Annotated in this window: 12 protein-coding genes; 6 read left to right on the plus strand and 6 right to left on the minus strand. The window is 61.9% G+C overall.

Annotated features, from left to right (window positions below; genetic code table 11):
* Positions 1-13: 13 nt before the first annotated feature.
* Positions 14-2,608, minus strand: a complete 2,595-nt coding sequence (locus tag AWB64_RS02090; protein WP_082850351.1) for a mechanosensitive ion channel family protein — start codon at positions 2,606-2,608, stop codon at positions 14-16.
* A gap of 122 nt (positions 2,609-2,730) precedes the next feature.
* Positions 2,731-3,189, minus strand: a complete 459-nt coding sequence (locus AWB64_RS02095; RefSeq protein ID WP_060816950.1) for a BCAL1086 family glycoprotein — start codon at positions 3,187-3,189, stop codon at positions 2,731-2,733.
* Between the two features lie 319 nt (positions 3,190-3,508).
* Here AWB64_RS02095 and AWB64_RS02100 point away from each other — a divergent pair, with 319 nt between their 5' ends.
* The 6 genes from AWB64_RS02100 (at position 3,509) to AWB64_RS02125 (ending at position 14,430) form a co-directional block, all read left to right on the plus strand.
* Complete coding sequence (locus tag AWB64_RS02100; RefSeq protein WP_060816951.1) at positions 3,509-3,814, plus strand: hypothetical protein; 306 nt, start codon at positions 3,509-3,511, stop codon at positions 3,812-3,814.
* A 602-nt stretch (positions 3,815-4,416) separates the two neighbouring features.
* Positions 4,417-5,247, plus strand: a complete 831-nt coding sequence (locus AWB64_RS02105; protein WP_060816952.1) for an IclR family transcriptional regulator — start codon at positions 4,417-4,419, stop codon at positions 5,245-5,247.
* Between the two features lie 563 nt (positions 5,248-5,810).
* Positions 5,811-7,181, plus strand: coding sequence for an MdtA/MuxA family multidrug efflux RND transporter periplasmic adaptor subunit (locus AWB64_RS02110; RefSeq protein WP_060816953.1), 1,371 nt, complete (start codon positions 5,811-5,813; stop codon positions 7,179-7,181).
* 44 nt (positions 7,182-7,225) lie between these two features.
* Complete coding sequence (locus AWB64_RS02115) at positions 7,226-10,345, plus strand: MdtB/MuxB family multidrug efflux RND transporter permease subunit (protein WP_060816954.1); 3,120 nt, start codon at positions 7,226-7,228, stop codon at positions 10,343-10,345.
* A 4-nt stretch (positions 10,346-10,349) separates the two neighbouring features.
* Positions 10,350-13,667 (plus strand): efflux RND transporter permease subunit, encoded by a 3,318-nt coding sequence (locus AWB64_RS02120; protein WP_060816955.1) that lies wholly within the window; start codon positions 10,350-10,352, stop codon positions 13,665-13,667.
* Between the two features lie 106 nt (positions 13,668-13,773).
* Positions 13,774-14,430 carry an SDR family oxidoreductase gene (locus AWB64_RS02125; RefSeq protein WP_060816956.1) on the plus strand — a complete coding sequence of 219 codons (657 nt, stop codon included), beginning with the start codon at positions 13,774-13,776 and terminating at the stop codon, positions 14,428-14,430.
* Here AWB64_RS02125 and kdpE read toward each other — a convergent pair.
* The 4 genes from kdpE to AWB64_RS02145 all read right to left on the minus strand — a co-directional run bounded on the left by kdpE (position 14,406) and on the right by AWB64_RS02145 (position 19,658).
* Positions 14,406-15,104 (minus strand): two-component system response regulator KdpE, encoded by a 699-nt coding sequence (kdpE, locus tag AWB64_RS02130; protein WP_060816957.1) that lies wholly within the window; start codon positions 15,102-15,104, stop codon positions 14,406-14,408. The genes AWB64_RS02125 and kdpE overlap by 25 nt on opposite strands.
* The gene (locus AWB64_RS02135; RefSeq protein WP_060817177.1) at positions 15,101-17,944 is read right to left on the minus strand and encodes a DUF4118 domain-containing protein; all 2,844 of its coding nucleotides are present in this window, start codon (positions 17,942-17,944) and stop codon (positions 15,101-15,103) included. Before AWB64_RS02135 ends, kdpE begins: the two co-directional genes overlap by 4 nt.
* 287 nt (positions 17,945-18,231) lie before the next feature.
* Complete coding sequence (locus AWB64_RS02140; RefSeq protein ID WP_060817178.1) at positions 18,232-19,206, minus strand: quinone oxidoreductase family protein; 975 nt, start codon at positions 19,204-19,206, stop codon at positions 18,232-18,234.
* Between the two features lie 62 nt (positions 19,207-19,268).
* Positions 19,269-19,658, minus strand: a complete 390-nt coding sequence (locus tag AWB64_RS02145; protein ID WP_060816958.1) for a methylglyoxal synthase — start codon at positions 19,656-19,658, stop codon at positions 19,269-19,271.
* Positions 19,659-19,670 lie beyond the last annotated feature (12 nt).

Raw genomic sequence — 19,670 nt, forward strand, 5'->3', positions numbered from 1 at the left:
AGCTGCCTGAGCGCTACGCTTTCCCCGGCGCCGACGCAGTCGGAATCTGCGGCGGAACCTGCACGGACTGATCCGTTGCCGGCGGCGCGGGCTGAGGCTCGTGCGAAATATCACGGGCCTCCGAGACGGCGCTGCGAACGGCTGGGGAGACTGGCGGCATCGGCGCGAAATCCTTCACCTCGTCCAGTTCCTCCCACGGCGCGTCCTTGCCCGACGATTCCTTCGATACCCGCAACTGCATCTGCGGCACCGGGACATCCATCCCGATCTCGTCCATCTTCCGTTTGACCCTGACATTGAACGCCCGTGCGACGCTCCATTGCTTCAGCGGCAGTGTCTTGATCTGCCCCTTCACGACCATCCAGTTGGGATCGAAACGATCGAGTCCCCACACTTCGATTGGGCCGAGCATCTCGCGTCTGTAGCGAAAATCTGCTTTCAGCTCCGCGCCCACTTCGCGGATCATCTGCGTCACCTGGTCCACATCAGCCGAGAAAGGCACCCGCACTTCGAACACGGCATAGGCGAAATCACGCGACAGGTTCTTGACGATCTTGATCTGCGAAAACGGAATGGCGTGAATGGCGCCCTGCCCGTCACGCAGGCGCACCGTCCGGATGGTCAGCGTCTCCACCACGCCGGCGTGGCCGCCATCGACTTCAATGGAATCCCCCACGGAAATGGTGTCTTCGATGATGATGAAAAGCCCCGTAATCAGGTCGGCGACCAGCGACTGTGCGCCAAACCCCACGGCCAGGCCGATCACGCCCGCGCCCGCAAGCAAGGGCGTCACGTTCAATCCGAGATTTGCGGCCGTCACAATGGCGGCCGTAGTCAGCAGCGCGACAAACACCACGTTACGTATCAGCGGCAGCATGGTGCGCGCGCGCATGCTTGGCCCTCGCCCCTTGCCGCGCGGCGCGTTGGGATTGAGCGCCTCCTGAATCCCGGTGTCGATGATGATCCATACCAGCCACGAGACAAAAATGGTCAGCAGGATGGCGCTGACGGCATGCGTGATGCCGCGCGCGGCAACACTTTCCTCGGCCAGGTTCGCGAGCGAAAATCCCCAGAGATGCGACCACAACTCGAGAAACGCCAGCCAGATAAACAGCACCAAAAGCCGGCCGAAATACCTGACGAGCCGCCGCACATAGGCGGATTGCCGGCGCGTCTTGCGTTCAGGCAGCTTAGTGACGTGCAATACGATTGCGCTGAGAAACAAGCCGATCACGAGCAGCCCGGCGCTCGCAATATCGAGTTGCAGCACGTTTTCAGATGTACCAATGCCCGCCAGCGTCCCGACCACGGACACAGCGACAAGCAGCAACATGGGCAGATGCCATAGCGAACCGAACACCTCGAACGTTTCGGTCGCGGCCTTGTGACGGCTGCGCTGCTCGTAGGAACGGCTGCGGATCAGATGAGCGACGGGCCGCTGGAACGCCAGCGCGAAGTAACCAACCAGAATAGCGGCGCACATGTTAGATACCGTCGAAATCAGCGCGGATAGATTCGTGCCGAGCTGCTGCGCGACATCGTAGTTGGCGGCTGCGTCCCCGAGCGCACCGAGCGTGCCAATCACAAACAACAACCGGCGCGCATGGACAATCAGCACATTGACCGCCACCCGGCGATGCGCCGAGCCAAACAGCGAAAACATGATCAGGCAGATCGACGAGAAAATCGCGCCCGCGACAATCGCGTAAGCCGCGACCATCGCGAGCGTGCGGCCGAGCGAAACCGGCATCATCCGCACGAAAGTGAGCGCCGCGACGAACGCGAACAAATACGGCCCGACCCGGCGCAACGTGAAAATCAACAACTCCCGGGTGCTGGGATTGGGATGCAGCCCGAAATGAAAGTTGTAGCGGGCGTGGATGCGCCGCTGAAGGTACACGAGCAGGAAGGCGCACGCGCCCCAGCCAGCCAGCGTCAGAAAATAGTTGAGCAAAGTCCGGCCAAACGGCTCGCGGCTTTGACCCGAGACGATCGTGAACAATTCGTTGCCGGCGGCATTCAAACGGCCGCCCCAGTAGTTGAGCGGCGTGTGGCCGCGGCTGATATCGGCTTCGATGTTCGACAAACCCGACGCGATCGCACCGAGCAGCCCCGTTTTGGGCGTGATGGCCGCCACCACGGAGGACGCAGCCGTACTGGAACTTGCCGCCGATGACTCCACCGCCGCGCTCGCGTCCGCAGCGCTTGCCGCTGGTGTGGACCCATCGGCGGTCGTGGCCGCGACCGGAGGCAGCGTACCCGACTCGGCATCGCGCTTCGCGTCGCGGAGTTTCTTCAACTGAGCAACGAGCGCGGTGCGCTGGCGGTCGCTATCGAGTGCGGAAATCACCGTGTCGAGCGAGCGCGTCAGATCCGCATTGGTCGCGGGAGTCGTGGGAGTCGCGGGCGTGTCGGACGCCCCGGACGTGAATGCGGGAACGGCCGCCGCGTCGGACGCCGCCTTAGGCGTGATCAATTCCTGAAAAGATGGCAATGCAAGCGCCGGCGGCGCCGCATAGGCATCGAGCGTAAAACCTGTGAGGGCTGCAAAAACCGCTGCAGCAAAGACCAGCGCGCCAGCGAGCGCCCGGATTCGGCTTGGCTTCATGGCGGTATGGAATGTGTAAAAGACCGCCAGTTTAGCCGCTGCGCCGAAATTATCTTTAGACGAAACGGTCAGGCGCGTAACGAAATGTTGCGATGACAACCGTTGCAAGCCGAAGCTTGCCGTCACTTGTCCATGTCGGCGCGTGCGTTTCCCGGATCGGATGAAGCGGCCGGCGCGCTGGACACTCCGCTCGCCGCGCCCTGGGACCCGGGCGTCCCGCTTGCCGACCACGCCTGGAGTCTGCGCCCCGCCGATTGCAAACCCGCGCCGGTATCGCTGGCGGCATTGGCGATCGCCGCGTTTGTCGCGCTTGCCGCGCCGACCAGATTGGCTCGCGCCGTGGCCGCCACGCCGCTCGCCGACAGATCCGGCAACGTGCCCGCCGACTGGATATTCTGCTGAGCCGATTGCTTGACCGAATCGACGTGCTGTCCGACAAAGTTGGCTGCCTGATCGAATTTCTGGCCGGCCTGGCTCGCGGCGTTATTCCATCCGCCCATGGCCTGGCCTGCCGCCGCGTCGTGTTTTTCGCATGCGGCAAGAAACCCGATCACGACAATCGCGCCTGCCAGCCGGTTCATTCGTTTAATTCGTTTGGTCTGCATTGCGGTCATTTCTCATCTTCCCTCATCTTCCTTCAGGGACGTGCGTTTTGCAGCGCGTCCAGTTTCCATTCTTCACCGGTCCAGAAATCCAGCCGCCTACGCCGTACAAATAATAACCGCCGCTGCTCGCCGCTTCCTCTCCACGACCTGCCGTTAGCCGTTTGGCCAAGTTTTCAGACGTCCCGTCGCTCGCAATCTTAACAATTCGACCCGATTTCAGACGCTTCTGATTCATTTCATGTGCGGCTCTTTCTATAGTGCGGACCACTCTTGATTTCCATTGCGAAGTGTCGTCATGATCCTCATGAACTTGCTGGTCGCCCTGATCGCCGGACTGATTCTTTTTGAACCGTTTACCCGCGCGCCTGTCTCCCGTTCTGTGCGCTTTACGGGGCATCGCAACCGCGCGAAACGCGCCTTTTTCCAGGCCGGGGCGGCCTTGTTCGCGGCGCTGATCATCGCGACCAGCGAGCCGTCGCCGGAGCATGTGTCGCCAGTCCTGGTCCTGAGCAGTTCTGCATTGCTCGCAATAGCGGGGCTTTATTGGGCTTGGCGCGGAACGCGCTTGCTCAAACCAGGCAAGATGTTCTCGGCGCATTGACAAGTCGCGCAGCGCAGATCGCGCAGTACTCCGTATTTTGAAAGGCCGCATGGGTTAGAGATCAACCCTCACCGGGTGATTTCGGGACAACAGTCGACGCTCAGAAGTTCACTGGAAAATACTAAACAATCGTCGACTCCGTTAGACCGAAAAAATAGGATGACGTACTGAATTTCCGGTCTGCGAGTATCTGGATCGAACGTTGTAGTCCGGCTACAGCGCTGCATGAGCATATGACACGGATAAAAAAAAAGGCGCTACGTTGCCGTAGCGCCTTAAAAGTTCTAGCCATTCCGAGGGCCGTGCTAGAACCTGAGAGCTGGTGATCGATTGCCCTGGCGAGCCGCAAGGATACGTATTCAACCAGTGCTTTCGAAATCGGGTTCCATTTTTTACGTTATGCGAAACCGAGTCAAGCGAAATTTCAGGGGATGAGCGACTATCCAACGGTACGGTACACAGGTTTAATGACAAAAACGGGTCCAGCGGACGCATCTTCCGGCGGCTGGTTGATACGATTCGACGAGAGGGCGCTCGCCGTCGGTCAGCATCATGGATTGGCGACGTATGACCCTCCAACGAAACCAAGTTCCGAAAAATAAATGCACACAACTGAGAGCCGGCCGCCGAGCCGGGAAAAAGAAAAAGGGCGTGACGGAGAAGAAGTCGTCGCGTTATCGCGAGGGCTGGATGTTCTGAGGCGCATTGCGGCCGCCGACGCGCCGGTCAGCAACCGCGAACTCGCGGAATGGACGGGCATCCCCAAACCAACCGTTTCGCGCCTGACGGCCACCTTGGTAAGCGCCAATCTATTATTTCAATTACCTGACAGCGAGCGATTCGTCCTCACCGCCTCCGTCCTTGAATTGAGCAACGGCTTTCTGCGCAACTTCGACATCAGGGCACGCGCGCGGCCGTTCCTCATCAAGCTGGCCGACAGGACGACCTTGAGCGTGCATCTGGCGGTGCGCGACCGTCTGGACATGGTCGTTATCGATACGATCCGGCCGCGCTCGGCAGTGCTCGTGTCCCGTCTCGAAGTGGGCGCGCGCATGGATCTGGGGCGTACGGCGGTCGGCCGCGCATATCTGGCTGCGCTTGCGGAGCCCGACCGGGACAATCTGGTCGAAAGCCTGCGCACAGCGTCTGGCGACGATTGGCCAAGCATCGACAGCGGTCTAAAGCCGGGTTTGGAAGACGCGCTGCGCCGCGGCTTCGCCATTTCGACGGGCGAATGGCATCACGGGCTGAACGCGGTCGCAGCCGGCTTTGTGGGGCCGTCCGGGCAACGCTACGCCGTGAACTGCGGTGGCGCGGAATATCAGGCTCCGCGTGACGCATTGCTCGAGACCGTTGCGCCCGCGCTGCTCGAATGTGTCGCGAGCATCACGAACGAGATCGGTGGCACGCCGACCGCACGCCTGAGCGAATAGCGCGTGTTTCCGGGCAGCGGCGCTGCATGATCTATCGATGCAGCGTCGTCCATTCGTTTTCCCGCCGGTTGAAAGTCCAGCCAAAGCTTTCGATTTCATTTCATCGAGCGCACCAATGCGCGCATAAAGTTAGCAAAACCGATCACCCGCGATCGTCTCTATATGCGTCGACAAGGCCGCAGCACGCGCCTGACAGGAGTACGGAGCGCCTCAGCACAGCCCGAAACGTCGCGCGACACCCTCCTCACAGTACGAGCAAGTTCATGTAACGCTCGTAATCAATCGAAAGAAAGATAGCTGGACTGCAAGGAAGCGCGGGACGTAGCATCATGCTTCGCGCGCCGGGCCACCGCTCAAAAGTTATCATTCAACGCTTTGCGCGACCGCTTCGGGGCGCCATGACGCCATTATCGGGACTGATGCGTCGCGGCCTTGTGCACCGGCATCAAGGCAAAACGATTCCAGGCACGCTTTAAACAGTCATCACAAGCCGAGGCAGGCCGTGCGCCAGCGCATCATCAAGACAGCTTCCAAGCCCACCGACTCACCGAGCCACTGAAACGATGGACGAACAAAAAAACCACCCAGCGCCACCGCCTCACACTGAACCGCGTTCGCCCACCTCCCAGGCTTCCACTCCCCATCCGACCGCATCCCGTCCTCGCCGCCGCAAGCTGCTGTGGATCGTCGTGCTGGTGCTGATCGTGATTGGCTTGCTGGTGTGGCATCCGTGGAACCGGGGCAGCGCCGACAACACGCAGCAAGCGCGGCAGGCAGGCGGCGGCCGGCGCGGCGGTGGCCAGGGCGTGGGCGCGCAGCCGCAACCCGTCCACGTTGCGACAGTCACGCAGGGCGAGATGCCGGTGGTGATCAACTCGCTTGGAACGGTTACGCCGCTGGCATCGGTGATAGTCAAGACGCAAATCAACGGCACGCTGCAAGAAGTCGCGTTCCGTGAAGGCCAGATGGTCAGGAAAGGCGACTTGCTCGCACAAGTCGACCCGCGTCCCTATGAAATATCGTTGCGTAACGCGCAGGGCACGCTTGCGAAGGACCAGGCGTTGCTGCAAACCGCGCGCCTCGATTTAAAGCGTTACAAGATGTTGCTTTCGCAAGACTCCATCGCAAGCCAGCAAGTGGACACGCAAGCTTCGCTCGTGCAGCAACTCGAAGGCACCGTGAAGTCGGATCAGGCGAACGTGGACACGTTCAAGCTCGATCTCACTTACGCACGCATCACGGCGCCGGTGTCGGGCCGCGTCGGCTTGCGCCAGGTCGATCCGGGCAACTACGTGACCACAGGCGACACGAACGGCGTGGTCGTCATTACGCAGCTCCAGCCCATCAGCGTCATCTTCACCACGTCCGAGGACAACCTGACCGCCATCCTGAAGCCCTTGCACGCGGGCTCGAAGATGTCGGTGACGGCGTATGACCGGGCCAATACAACCTCGCTGGAAAGCGGCTATCTCGAGACAGTCGATAACCAGATCGACACCACCACCGGCACCGTCAAGCTGCGCGCGAGCTTCGACAACAAGGAGTCGCTGCTGTTTCCGAACCAGTTCGTGAATACCAAACTGCTGGTCGATGTCATCAAGGACGCGACCATCGTTCCAACGCCTGCGGTACTCAACGGCTCGTCGGGCGCGTTTGTGTACGTGGTCAAGCCGGACAATACGGTGACGGTGCGCAATGTGAAGATCGGTCCTGTCGATGGTGAACGCACCAGCATCAAGACGGGGCTGCAGGTGGGCGAACGCGTGGTGATCGACGGGTCGGATCGCCTGAAGGAAGGCGCGAAGATCACCATTCCGGGCGATGCGCCGAAGGGCGCATCCGGTGCAGCGGCGGCGTCGGCGGCGTCGGCGGCCTCCGGCGCGCGTGGCGCGTCCGGCACGCATCGCGGCCGTCACCGCTCGCAACCGCAATAACGCTTGAAGCACTCATTGACGCACATTAACCGCACCGATACCGCATGAATCCATCGCGTCCCTTTATTCTGCGTCCGGTCGGCACCGCGCTGCTCATGGCGGCAATCATGCTGGTCGGCCTCGTCGCGCTGCGCTTCCTGCCGCTATCCGCGCTGCCGGCGGTCGACTATCCGACCATCCAGGTGCAGACGTTCTACCCGGGCGCATCGCCGGACGTGATGACCACGGCGGTCACCGCGCCGCTCGAAAAGCAGTTCGGGCAGATGGCGAGCCTGAACCAGATGTCGTCGCAGAGTTCCGCGGGCGCCTCGGTCATCACGCTGCAATTCAGTCTCGACTTGCCGCTCGATATTGCCGAGCAGGAAGTGCAGGCCGCGATCAACGCGGCGGGCAACCTGCTGCCGTCCGACCTTCCCGCGCCGCCGATCTACGCGAAGGTGAACCCGGCCGACGCCCCCATCATCACGCTTGCCATCAGCTCGAAGACCTTGCCGCTCACGCAAGTCCAGGATCTCGCCGATACGCGTCTTGCCCAGAAGATTTCCCAGGTCGCGGGCGTGGGTCTCGTGTCGGTCAGCGGCGGCAACCGTCCGGCCGTGCGGATTCAGGCCAATACGCGGGCGCTGGCGTCGTACGGGCTGAACATCGACGACTTGCGCACGACCATTTCTAACTTGAACGTCAATACGCCGAAGGGCAATTTCGACGGCCCGTCGCGCGCCTACACGATCAACGCGAACGACCAGCTTACCGACGCCAGCGCCTACCAGAGCGCGGTTGTCGCGTACAGGAACGGCCGGCCCGTGATGCTGACGGACGTGGCGACCGTGGTCTCGGGCCCGGAAAACACCAAGCTCGGCGCGTGGGTGGACAGCACGCCGGCCATTATCCTGAACGTGCAGCGCCAGCCGGGCGCGAACGTGATCGCGGTGGTCGACAGCATCAAGAAGATCCTGCCGCAACTGCAATCGGCGCTGCCGGCCGCGCTCGACGTGCGCATTGTCACCGACCGGACCACGACCATTCGCGCGTCCGTGCGCGACGTGCAGTTCGAACTGGCGCTCTCCGTGGTGCTGGTCGTGCTCGTGATCTACCTGTTCCTCGCGAACATCTGGGCCACGCTGATTCCGAGCTTGTCCGTGCCGGTGTCGCTGATCGGTACGCTCGCCGTCATGTATCTGTGCGGTTTTTCGCTCGATAACCTCTCGCTGATGGCGTTGACCATTGCAACCGGTTTCGTGGTCGATGACGCCATCGTGATGATCGAAAATATCGCGCGATACGTGGAAGAAGGCGAAGCGCCGCTGGAAGCCGCGCTGAAGGGCTCCAAGCAGATTGGCTTCACCATCATTTCGCTGACGGTCTCGCTGATTGCAGTGCTGATTCCGCTGCTTTTCATGGGCGACGTGGTGGGCCGCCTGTTCCACGAGTTCGCGATCACGCTGGCCGTGACCATCGTGATTTCCGCGATCGTCTCGCTCACGCTCGTGCCCATGCTGTGCGCGAAACTGCTGCGCCATACGCCGCCTACCGAGACTCACCGGTTCTCCGCGCGCGCGCATCAATTCATTGATTACGTGATCGGGCGTTATGCCGTCGCGCTGACGTGGGTGCTCGACCGGCAGCGCTCCACGCTGGTGGTCGCGTTGCTCACGCTGATATTCACCGCCCTCCTTTACATCTGGATTCCGAAAGGATTTTTCCCGATCCAGGACACGGGCGTGATCCAGGCGATCACGCAAGCGCCCCAAGCTGCTTCCTATCAGGCGGTGGCCCAGCAACAGCAGGCGCTCGCTGCACAGATCCTGAAGAATCCCGACGTTGAAAGCCTGACGTCCTTCATTGGCGTGGATGGAACGAACATCACGCTGAACAGCGGCCGGATGCTGATCAACCTGAAACCGCGCGACGACCGCAGCAGCACGTCGAGCGACGTGATCCGCAACCTGCAGCAAGACGTGGCGAATATTCCCGGCATCCGGCTTTACATGCAGCCGGTGCAGGATCTGACCATCGATTCCACGGTCAGCCCGACGCAATATCAGTTCATGCTCACCGATCCCAATTCGGCCGAGTTCGCCGAATGGGTGCCAAAGCTGACAGCGCGTTTGCAGCAGTCGCCCGAACTCGCCGATGTCGCCACCGATCTGCAGCAGAACGGGCAGTCGGTGTACGTGGAAATCGACCGCTCGACGGCGGCCCGTTTCGGCATCACCCCGGCCACGGTCGACAACGCGCTTTACGATGCATTCGGCCAGCGCATCATCTCGACCATCTTCACGCAGTCGAACCAGTATCGCGTGATCCTGGAGAACGAACCAACCGACGCGCACTACAACGAAATCCTGAGCGGCATTTACCTGCCGTCATCGACTGCGTCGAACGGGCAGGTGCCGCTCTCGGCCATCGCGACGTTCCATGAACGCGCCGCGCCGCTGCTCGTCACCCATCTCGGCCAGTTCCCGGCAACCACGGTGTCCTTCAACCTCGCGCCCGGCGCGTCGCTCGGCGCGGCCGTGAAAGCCATCGATCAGGCCAAGCAGGACATCGGCTTGCCGGCGTCGTTCCAGATCCGCTTCCAGGGCGCCGCGCTCGCGTTCCAGGCGTCGCTCTCGAACGAACTGTTCCTGATCCTCGCTGCAATCGTCACCATGTATATCGTGCTTGGCGTGCTGTACGAGAGCTTCATCCATCCGATCACGATTCTCTCCACGCTGCCCTCCGCCGGCGTCGGCGCGCTGCTTTCGCTGATGATCACCGGGCACGATCTCGACATCATCGGGATCATCGGCATTGTGTTGCTGATCGGGATTGTGAAAAAGAACGCCATCATGATGATCGACTTCGCGCTGGAGGCCGAGCGCGAGCAGGGCAAGACGCCACGCGACGCCATCTATCAGGCGTGTCTGCTGCGCTTTCGGCCTATCCTGATGACGACCATGGCGGCGCTCCTCGGCGCGTTGCCGCTGATGCTCGGCTGGGGCGCGGGTTCCGAGCTCAGGCGACCGCTCGGCGTGGCCATTGTCGGCGGGTTGATCGTCTCGCAGATGCTCACGCTTTTCACTACGCCAGTGATCTATCTCGGCTTCGATTCACTCGGCCGCCGCGTGCGTGCGCGCTTCAACCGGAACGCGCCGCCCCGTCCGGTCGCCGACGTGGAGTAAGCCCATGAACCTGTCGCAACCGTTCATCGCGCGCCCGGTCGCTACCACGCTGCTGGCAATCGGCATTGCGCTGGCAGGCTTGTTCGCGTTCACCAAGTTGCCGGTCGCGCCGCTGCCGCAGGTCGATTTCCCGACCATTTCCGTGCAGGCGAGCTTGCCGGGCGCGAGTCCCGAAACGGTCGCGACCAGCGTGGCGAGTCCACTGGAACGCCATCTCGGTTCGATCGCGGACGTCACCGAAATGACGTCGCAGAGTTCGGTCGGCGCGGCGCGGATCACGTTGCAATTCGGCTTGAACCGCGACATAGATGGCGCCGCGCGCGACGTGCAGGCCGCCATCAATGCGGCGCGCGCCGATCTGCCGACTTCGCTCAGAAGCAATCCGACGTATCACAAGGTCAATCCCGCCGACGCGCCCATCCTGATCCTGGCGCTCTCCTCGCCCACCCGCACGGCGGGTTCGCTCTACGATTCCGCCGCGACCGTATTGCAGCAAACGCTTTCTACAGTACCGGGCGTGGGCGAAGTCGACGTGAGCGGCTCGGCGAATCCTGCCGTGCGCGTGGAACTCGAACCGGGCGCGCTGTTTCACTACGGCATTGGCCTGGAAGATGTGCGGGCGGCGCTTGCTTCGGCAAATGCAAACAGTCCGAAAGGCGCAATCGAGTTCAACGGCACGCACTTCCAGCTTTACACCAATGACCAGGCCACCAAGGCCGCGCAGTATCGCGATCTTGTAGTGGCGTACAGGAACGGCTCGGCCGTGCGTCTGAGCGACGTGGGCGAAGTGGTCGATTCGGTCGAAGACCTGCGCAACCTGGGGCTGATCAACGGCAAGCGCGCAGTTCTCGTGATCCTGTATCGCCAGCCGGGCGCGAACATTATCGATACCATCGATCGCGTGAAGGCCATGGTTCCGCAACTCCAGGCCGCCCTTCCCGCCGACATCGAGATCACGCCGACCGCCGATCGCTCCATCACGATCCGCTCGTCGCTGCATGACACGGAAGCCACGCTGATCATTGCAGTGGCGCTGGTCGTGATGGTCGTGTTCCTGTTCCTGCGCAACTGGCGCGCGACGCTGATTCCGAGCGTAGCGGTGCCCATATCGATCATCGGCACGTTCGCGGCCATGTATCTGCTCGGCTTTTCGCTCGATAACCTCTCGTTGATGGCGCTGACAATCGCGACCGGCTTCGTGGTCGATGACGCCATCGTGGTGCTGGAAAACATCGCGCGGCACATAGAGAACGGCGTGCCGCGCATGAAAGCCGCGATTCTCGGCGCGCAGGAAGTGGGGTTCACGGTGCTGTCCATGAGCATTTCGCTCGTTGCCGTGTTCCTGCCCATTCTGCTGATGGGCGGCATTGTCGGGCGCTTGTTCCGGGAGTTTGCGCTGACGTTGTCGCTGGCGATTGCGGTGTCGCTTGTCGTCTCGCTGACCGTCACGCCCATGATGTGCGCGCGGCTCTTGCACGAACCGCACAACCAGAAGCCGCCAGGCCGTTTTTCGCGCTGGCTGGAGCGCCAGTTCGACTCCATGCAGCGCGGTTATGGACGCTCGCTCGGCGTGGCGCTGGCACATCCGCGAATCGTGCTCCTCGTGTTGCTCGCAACCATCGGGCTGAATGTTTATCTGTACATCATCGTGCCGAAGGGATTTTTCCCGCAGCAGGATACGGGGCGGATTGTCGGCGGGATCCAGGCTGACCAGAGCACGTCCTTCCAGGCAATGAAAGGCAAGTTCTCCGACATGATGAAGATCGTCCAGGCCGATCCCGCCGTGGAAAGCGTCGCGGGTTTCACGGGCGGCCGTCAGACGAATTCGGGCTTCATGTTCATTTCGCTCAAACCCAAGAAAGACCGCAAGGTTTCCGCCGACGCCGTAATCCAGCGCCTGCGCCCGGCGCTCTCCAACGTCGCGGGCGCGCGCACGTTCCTGCAGGCCGTTCAGGATATCCGCTCGGGCGGCCGGCAATCGAATGCGCAATACCAGTTCACGCTGCTCGCCGATTCCACCGCGGACCTCTATAAGTGGGGGCCGAAACTCACGGACGCCCTGCTCGCCCGCCCCGAACTCGCCGATGTCAATTCAGACCAGCAGCAAGGCGGCCTGGAATCGTTTGTCACGTTCGACCGCGCGACGGCGGCGCGCTTTGGCATCAAGCCGGCCCAGATCGACAACACGCTGTACGATGCCTTCGGCCAGCGCCAGGTTTCCACCATCTATAACGAACTGAGCCAGTATCACGTGGTGATGGAGCTCGCGCCGAAATACTGGCAAGACCCGGAGATGCTCAGGCAGATCTACATCAGCACGTCGGGCGGCTCGGCGAACGGCGCGGCCTCCACGAATGCGTCGACGACCACGTCATCCTCGTCAGCGACGAGCGCAACCACCACGACCACGGCAGCCGACGCCTCATCGAGCGTGAACAGCGCGCTCGCGCTTGCCTCCATTCGCAACAGCGCGACCAATGCGATTGCGGCCAGCGGCAAGTCGAGTTCGTCGTCGGGCGCGGCGGTATCGACGTCGAAGGAAACCATGATTCCGCTCTCGTCCATCGCCAAATTCGGCCCGGGGAACACGCCGCTGTCGGTGAATCACCAGAGCCAGTTCGTGGCATCGACCATCTCGTTCAACCTGCCGCCCGGCAAATCGCTTTCGGACGCCACCGCTGCAATTTACGAGACCATGGCGACCATAGGCGTGCCGGCAACGGTTCGCGGAAGTTTCGCGGGCACGGCGCAGCAGTTCCAGGATTCGACCAAGGATCAGCCAATCCTGATCCTGGCGGCGCTCGCGGCGGTTTATATCGTGTTGGGGATATTGTATGAAAGCTATATCCACCCCATCACGATTCTTTCCACGCTGCCTTCGGCGGGTATTGGCGCGCTGCTGGCGCTGCTGTTGTTTCGGACCGAGTTCAGCATCATTGCCTTGATTGGCGTGATCCTGCTGATCGGGATCGTGAAGAAGAACGCCATCATGATGGTCGACTTCGCGATTCAGGCGCAGCGCCACGGGGCGTCGACTTCACGCGCGGCTATCGAGGAAGCGTGCTTGCTGCGCTTCCGGCCGATCATGATGACGACCGCCGCCGCGTTGCTTGGCGCGTTGCCGCTCGCGTTCGGAACGGGCGAAGGTTCGGAGATGCGTGCACCGCTCGGCATCGCAATTGTCGGCGGTTTGATCGTGAGCCAGTTGCTGACGCTTTACACCACGCCGGTCGTTTATCTCTACATGGACCGCATCCGTATCTGGTCGGAAAACCGCCAGGCACGCAGAGGTCAGCAACGCCCGGCGAGCGTGACGGAATAAAAACGGGAATCCTGCACGATGCATGCAGAGCGCGTGCGCAATGCAGGATTCGCGAAAATGGCTTAACGTCTCCTTCAGGCCCACAACCACAAGGAGCATTTCAGCGATGAAAGTCCTGCTCATCGGCGCACATGGCCGCACCGGCCGCCACGTTGCCCGGCAACTGCGCGCCGCATCTCTTCCCTTCAAGGTCTTGCTGCGCAAGTCGGCCCAGCGCGGCGAGTTCGCGGCGCTGGGCGCGCAGATCGTGCTGGGCGATCTGACGCACGATTTCTCCCACGCCTTCGACGACGTCACGCACGTCATCTACGCGGCGGGGTCGGCGGAGAGCGAAGGTGTGAACGAAGAGCGCGCCATCGACCGCGACGCCGTCCAGCACACGGCCGATTACGCCAAGCGCCGCCGCGCGCAGCAACTCGTGGTGATCAGCGCGATCTCGGCTTACTGGCCGGAATCAAGCACGCTTCAGCTCAAGCACTATTCGAAGATGAAACGCGAAGCCGATGATTACGTGCAGGCAAGCGGCGTTCCCTACGTCATCTTGCGGCCGGGCGCGCTATCCGACGAAGTTGGGCGGGGAACGATCGCCCTTGCAACCACTCGCAACCCCAGCACTTTGCCGGTTTCACGCGAGGACGTGGCGCGCGTCACGGTGGCGTGCATTACACGAGGCGTGCGCGATGAGGTGATCGGGTTCGTGGGCGGCAACACGCCCATAGACGCGGCGCTCAATACCGTTCAAACCGCCCCGACCAGCCGATAACCCACGCCCGTTTCCGTCACAATGTGCTCCGGCTGCGCGGCGTCGCGCTCGAGTTTCTGCCGCAGATGCGCCATGTAGATGCGCAGGTAGTGGTGGCTTTCCACGTGCGAGGGCCCCCACACTTCGCGCAGCAACTGGCGATGCGTCAATACCCGGCCAGCATGCCGGACAAGCGTGGAAAGCAGCCGGTATTCGATGGGCGTCAAATGCACGGGCGCGCCCGCTCGCGTGACCTGACGCAGACCAAGGTCGATGGAAACCTCGCCGAATTTCACCAGCGGCGACTCGTTCGACGCAGCCTGATTACGCCGCCGCAAATGCGCACGAATCCGTGCCATCAATTCCGACACACCGAAGGGCTTGGTCAGGTAGTCATCGGCGCCGGCATCGAGTGCAGCAACCTTCTCTTCTTCTTGCGTGCGCGCCGATAGCACGATCACCGGCAGTTCCGTCCAGCTTCGCAGTTCGCGGATCACATCAAGCCCGTCGGTGTCGGGCAAACCGAGATCCACGATCAGCAGATCCGGCTTGCGCGTGGCCGCTTCCACCAGACCTTGCTTGCCAGTTTCAGCTTCATGCACGGTGATGCCTTCAGCTTCCAGCGATGCCCGCACGAAGCGGCGAATCTGCTTTTCGTCCTCGATCAGCACGACAGTAAGGGTGGGTTCGCTCATGAACTTTTCGGGCGGGACGAAGCGGAATCGATGAAGTCTTGTTCGGTTTCATCGGAGAAAGCCGGGACCGGTGGCGGCGGAGCAACCGGCAACGTGAACCAGAAGCGCGCGCCTTCTATGTGTGCGTTCGGGCCACTCCCGTTTGTACCGTTACCGAGGCGGTTATTCGCGCCGATCGTACCACCGTGCGCCTCCACGATCGCACGGCAAATCGAAAGCCCAAGGCCGATACCCGGTTTCGCCGACTCCTTTTCTCCACGCGTGAATTTCTCGAAGACGCGGTCCTCCATGTTTGCCGGAAGACCCGGACCGTTATCGTCGATATAAACGCGCACGAAAGGCTTGCCGCCCACATCGATGCTTTCGGCGCCGATCACCAGTTTCGAGCGCGGCGGCGTGTATTTCGCGGCGTTTTCAAGCAGATTGGAGAAGAGCCGCTCCATTAGCACGGCGTCGAGTTGCAGGAAAGGCAGGTCCGGCGGCAACAGAACCTCGACCGGACGGCCATCCAGCACACGCCTGCACGCGCGTAACGCCGCCCCTACCGTTTCTTCGAGCAGCGACCATTGCAGGTTCAAGCGCAGACCGCCTGCCTGCAACCTCGCCATGTCGAGCAGGTTCGTGACGATACTCGTCATGCGCAGCGATTCGTCGTGGATGGCGGAAATCAACTCGGCATTTGCCGGCGAACGGGCGTCGCCATGCGCCTCGGCCAGCATGGACGCAAAGCCGACGATGGTCGTGAGCGGCGTGCGCAGGTCGTGCGAGATGGCGGACAGCAGCGAATTGCGCAGCCGCTCGGACTCCATGCTCACAAGCGCATCGCGCGCAATGTCCACGTAATGCACGCGTTCGAGCGCAAGCGCGATCTGCGCGGCGAACGCGTCGAGCATGCGTTTTTGCTCGGGGACATCGAGTTCATTGACGTTGTGGGTCGCTACTGCCAGCACGCCACGCGTGCGCATCGGCGCTTTCAGCGGGAGATAAAGCGCTGCCGCTGCGGGCAGCGTGTCAGTCCCGCGCCCAGCCGGCTTTTGCTGGTCGTAGACCCATTGACCGACGTCCAGGTCAAGCGCGCTTTGCGCAAGCAGCCACGCCGCGGCCACCGGCTCCGTGGGATCGAGCTTCTGACGGATTTTATCGGCGGAATCGGGCAGCAGGATGGCAACCTTCGCGCGAAACACTTCGCTCACGTGCCGCATGCCGATACCCACGATCTGCTCGGTCGCGAGCGCCGCGCCGAGTTCCCGGGCCATGGCGTACATGGCGCCTGTACGGCGCTCGCGCTTCGATGCGACGCGCGCCTCGCGCCGCAGGCTCGACGTGAGGTGGCTGATCACCAGCGAGGTCAGCAGCATGCCGGTAAAAGTCAGCAGATATTGCGTGTCCGTGACCGACAACGACATGCGCGGCGGCACGAAAAAAAAGTCGAACGCCGCCACGCTCAGGAAGGACAGGAGCACGCCCGGACCGCGCCCGATTCGCGCCGCCGTGTAGATCACGCCGACCAGATACAACATGACAAGATTGGCCAGATCGAAGCGATCACGAATCTGGCTGGCGAGCGCCGTGATGACCGCGCAAATAGCAACGGCATACAGATAGCCGCGTGGCGCGGTGCGTTGCTCACGCGCCATGCTCAATGCGTCGCGCCAGTGCGTCCCGCTGCCTTCCTCCCTTGGCGGGCGGGTTGCGCCTTTTCCGTCTTCGCGCGCGCGAATCAGCGTGAGGTCCAGGTCACCAGCCAGTTCCGCCAGCCGCTCGCCGAACGGGCGTTTTAGCCAACGCCCGAACCCGCGCCGCGCCGACGCTCCCGCCACGAGCTTCGATGCATTGCGCGCCTGGGCATAACCAATCAATGTGGCAACGGCATCCGCGCCGGCCAGCGTGACTGTCTCCGCGCCAAGCTCAGCCGCCAGCTTGAGCGCTGCAAGCGTGCGTTCGCGGAGGGCATCGGAAAGCTTTTGCAGGCGTGGCGTTTCAACGTACACCGCGATCCAGTCGGAACGCAGGCTTGCCGCGAGCCGCGCCGCAGCACGCACGAGCGTAGGCGCTTCTGGTCCCGGGCCTATGCAGACCACCAGCCGATCGCGCGCCTGCCAGATGCGTTCGATGGATCGATCAGCCCGATACTCGCGCATCTGGGCATCGACGCGATCCGCCGTACGGCGCAACGCGAGTTCCCGCAGCGCAATCAGATTGCCCTTGCGAAAGAAGTTGCGAACAGCGTGTTCCGCCTGCTGCGGCATGTAAACCTTGCCGTCGCGCAGCCGTTCAAGCAGTTCTTCAGGCGGGAGGTCGACTAGCGTTACTTCATCGGCTTGATCCAGCACGCGGTCGGGAACCGTCTCGAATACCCGGATCTGCGTGATCTGGCCCACGATGTCATTCAGGCTTTCCAGATGCTGCACGTTGACCGTGGTGTAGACGTCAATACCCGCGTCCAGCAACTCATGCACGTCCTGCCAGCGCTTCAGGTGACGCGCGCCGGGGACGTTCGAATGCGCGAGCTCATCGACCAGAATCAGTTGCGGATGGCGCAGCAACGCACCGTCGAGATCGAAGTCCTGCAGTGCGTGGCCGCGGTACATGATCTGCGCCAGCGGCAGTTGCTCCAAATCCTCGGTCAGCGCCGCCGTGTCTGTCCGGCCATGCGTTTCCACGATGCCGATCACCACGTCTTCGCCCTGCTCTTTTCGCCGCCGCGCGGCGAGCAGCATGGCGTAGGTTTTCCCCACGCCCGCCGATGCGCCAAAAAATATCTTCAGCCGCCCGCGATGACGCTTTTCTTCCTCTCTTTGCAGCTTGTCGAGCAGTTCGTCTGGGTTCGGGCGGTTCATGTTCTGGCGTTCAGGCGCGCTCGCTTTGATGGCAAGCATGAGTGTCTTCGACGTTGAATTCAAAAAGCGTCGATATACGGCATGTCCCAGTATGCTTACCTGGGCGTGACTTGTATGCTCCGCCATTCGGCCATGAGGTGTGCCGGGTTATCCGTTATGCCGGGTAATGCGCGATGGCCCGAACATTAAGCGTATTGGCATAAAGACCGGATCAAATGTCCATCCGCACGTATAAAAAACGCGTAAACGCAACGGGCGGCACGCGTCAGTCCGCCCCGTTCATTCGTTCAAGGCAATAAGATTGTGGACCCGGTTGTCCGCCGTGCCTCCAGGTCCTCATGAGCTTTTGCGGCATCGGCTAACGGATAACGCTGCCGCACGCTCGTTTTGACCTGGCCCTTCGTCAGTACATCAAAGAGTTCACTTGCCATTTCCTCGAGATCGCTGCGCTTGGCTATATAGCTGAACAACGTCGGGCGGGTGAAATAAAGCGAGCCGCGCCCCGCGAACTCCGATGAATCAATTGGCGGCAATGGACCCGACGTGTTGCCGAAACTCACGAACATGCCGAGAGGCGCGAGGCAGTCAAGCGAGGCCGTGTACGTGTCCTTGCCGATCGAATCGTAGACCACGGGAACACCCGCGCCATTCGTGATTTCGCGCACGCGCTTCGTGAAGTCCTCGCGGGTGTAGACGATCGGATGATCGCAACCATGCGCCTTCGCGAGCGCCGCCTTCTCGTCCGATCCAACCGTACCTATCACCGTTGCGCCAAGCGCTTTTGCCCACTGGCAGGCCAGCATGCCCACCCCGCCGGCCGCTGCGTGAATCAGCACGGTGTCGCCCGCTTTCACACGATATGTCCTGCGCAGCAAATATTGCGCGGTCAGACCTTGCAGCATCACGGAAGCGGCGTCCTCGTAGCCGATGGTATCGGGCAGGCTCACCACATATTGCGTCGACATGACCCGCTCTTCGGCATAGGCGCCCGGTGGCCGCGAGGCATAGGCCACCCTGTCGCCCACCTTGAAGTTGGTCACGCCCTCGCCGACCGCGGTGACATCGCCCGCCGCTTCCATTCCAATCCCACCCGGCAGCGGCATGGGATAAAGGCCGGTACGAAAATACACATCGATATAGTTCAGGCCCACCGCATGATGCTTCACGCGAATTTCGCCCTTACCCGGCGCGCCCACTTCCACATCGACCCATTTCAATACTTCAGGACCGCCCGTTTTTTCGAATCGAATTGCTTTTGTCACCATTGTCTCCATGTTTCGGACGCTTACGCGTCCAATGAACAGCAAGTCCCGCTGAGCCTGGCCTACGCGGCCCGACCTAGCCGGAGCTTCAGGTCGTCGAGGATCATGCGGGCTGTCGAAAGATTTGTGGCGCACGCGACGTTGTGGACGTCGCAGGCGCGCACCAGAGCATTGATGTCGGGCTCGTGCGGCTGTGGCGTCATCGGGTCGCGCAGGAAGATCACTACGTCTACCCGGCCCTCCGCCAACTCTGCGCCAATCTGCAAGTCGCCGCCGAACGGCCCTGAAAGCTTGCGCTCCACCTCGAGCCCATGGGCTGCCGCGATACGCGCGCCGGTCGTGCCGGTTGCGAGCAGCCGGCACTGCGCAAGCGTGTCGGCAAACTCGCCGGCGAGCGCCACGATGTCGTCCTTCTTCATGTCGTGCGCGATCAACGCGACGCGTGGGTTCATCGAAAGTCTCTC

Origin of the sequence: Caballeronia sordidicola (assembly GCF_001544455.2) — a bacterium.
Lineage (GTDB): Bacteria > Pseudomonadota > Gammaproteobacteria > Burkholderiales > Burkholderiaceae > Caballeronia > Caballeronia sordidicola.

What these genes read in the sequence shown, in the direction of transcription:
- AWB64_RS02090 (WP_082850351.1), bottom strand. Translation starts at nt 2,608, where the DNA reads ATGAAGCCAAGCCGAATCCGGGCGCTCGCTGGCGCGCTGGTCTTTGCT.
- AWB64_RS02095 (WP_060816950.1), bottom strand. Translation starts at nt 3,189, where the DNA reads ATGAACCGGCTGGCAGGCGCGATTGTCGTGATCGGGTTTCTTGCCGCA.
- AWB64_RS02100 (WP_060816951.1), top strand. Translation starts at nt 3,509, where the DNA reads ATGATCCTCATGAACTTGCTGGTCGCCCTGATCGCCGGACTGATTCTT.
- AWB64_RS02105 (WP_060816952.1), top strand. Translation starts at nt 4,417, where the DNA reads ATGCACACAACTGAGAGCCGGCCGCCGAGCCGGGAAAAAGAAAAAGGG.
- AWB64_RS02110 (WP_060816953.1), top strand. Translation starts at nt 5,811, where the DNA reads ATGGACGAACAAAAAAACCACCCAGCGCCACCGCCTCACACTGAACCG.
- AWB64_RS02115 (WP_060816954.1), top strand. Translation starts at nt 7,226, where the DNA reads ATGAATCCATCGCGTCCCTTTATTCTGCGTCCGGTCGGCACCGCGCTG.
- AWB64_RS02120 (WP_060816955.1), top strand. Translation starts at nt 10,350, where the DNA reads ATGAACCTGTCGCAACCGTTCATCGCGCGCCCGGTCGCTACCACGCTG.
- AWB64_RS02125 (WP_060816956.1), top strand. Translation starts at nt 13,774, where the DNA reads ATGAAAGTCCTGCTCATCGGCGCACATGGCCGCACCGGCCGCCACGTT.
- kdpE (WP_060816957.1), bottom strand. Translation starts at nt 15,104, where the DNA reads ATGAGCGAACCCACCCTTACTGTCGTGCTGATCGAGGACGAAAAGCAG.
- AWB64_RS02135 (WP_060817177.1), bottom strand. Translation starts at nt 17,944, where the DNA reads ATGAACCGCCCGAACCCAGACGAACTGCTCGACAAGCTGCAAAGAGAG.
- AWB64_RS02145 (WP_060816958.1), bottom strand. Translation starts at nt 19,658, where the DNA reads ATGAACCCACGCGTCGCGTTGATCGCGCACGACATGAAGAAGGACGAC.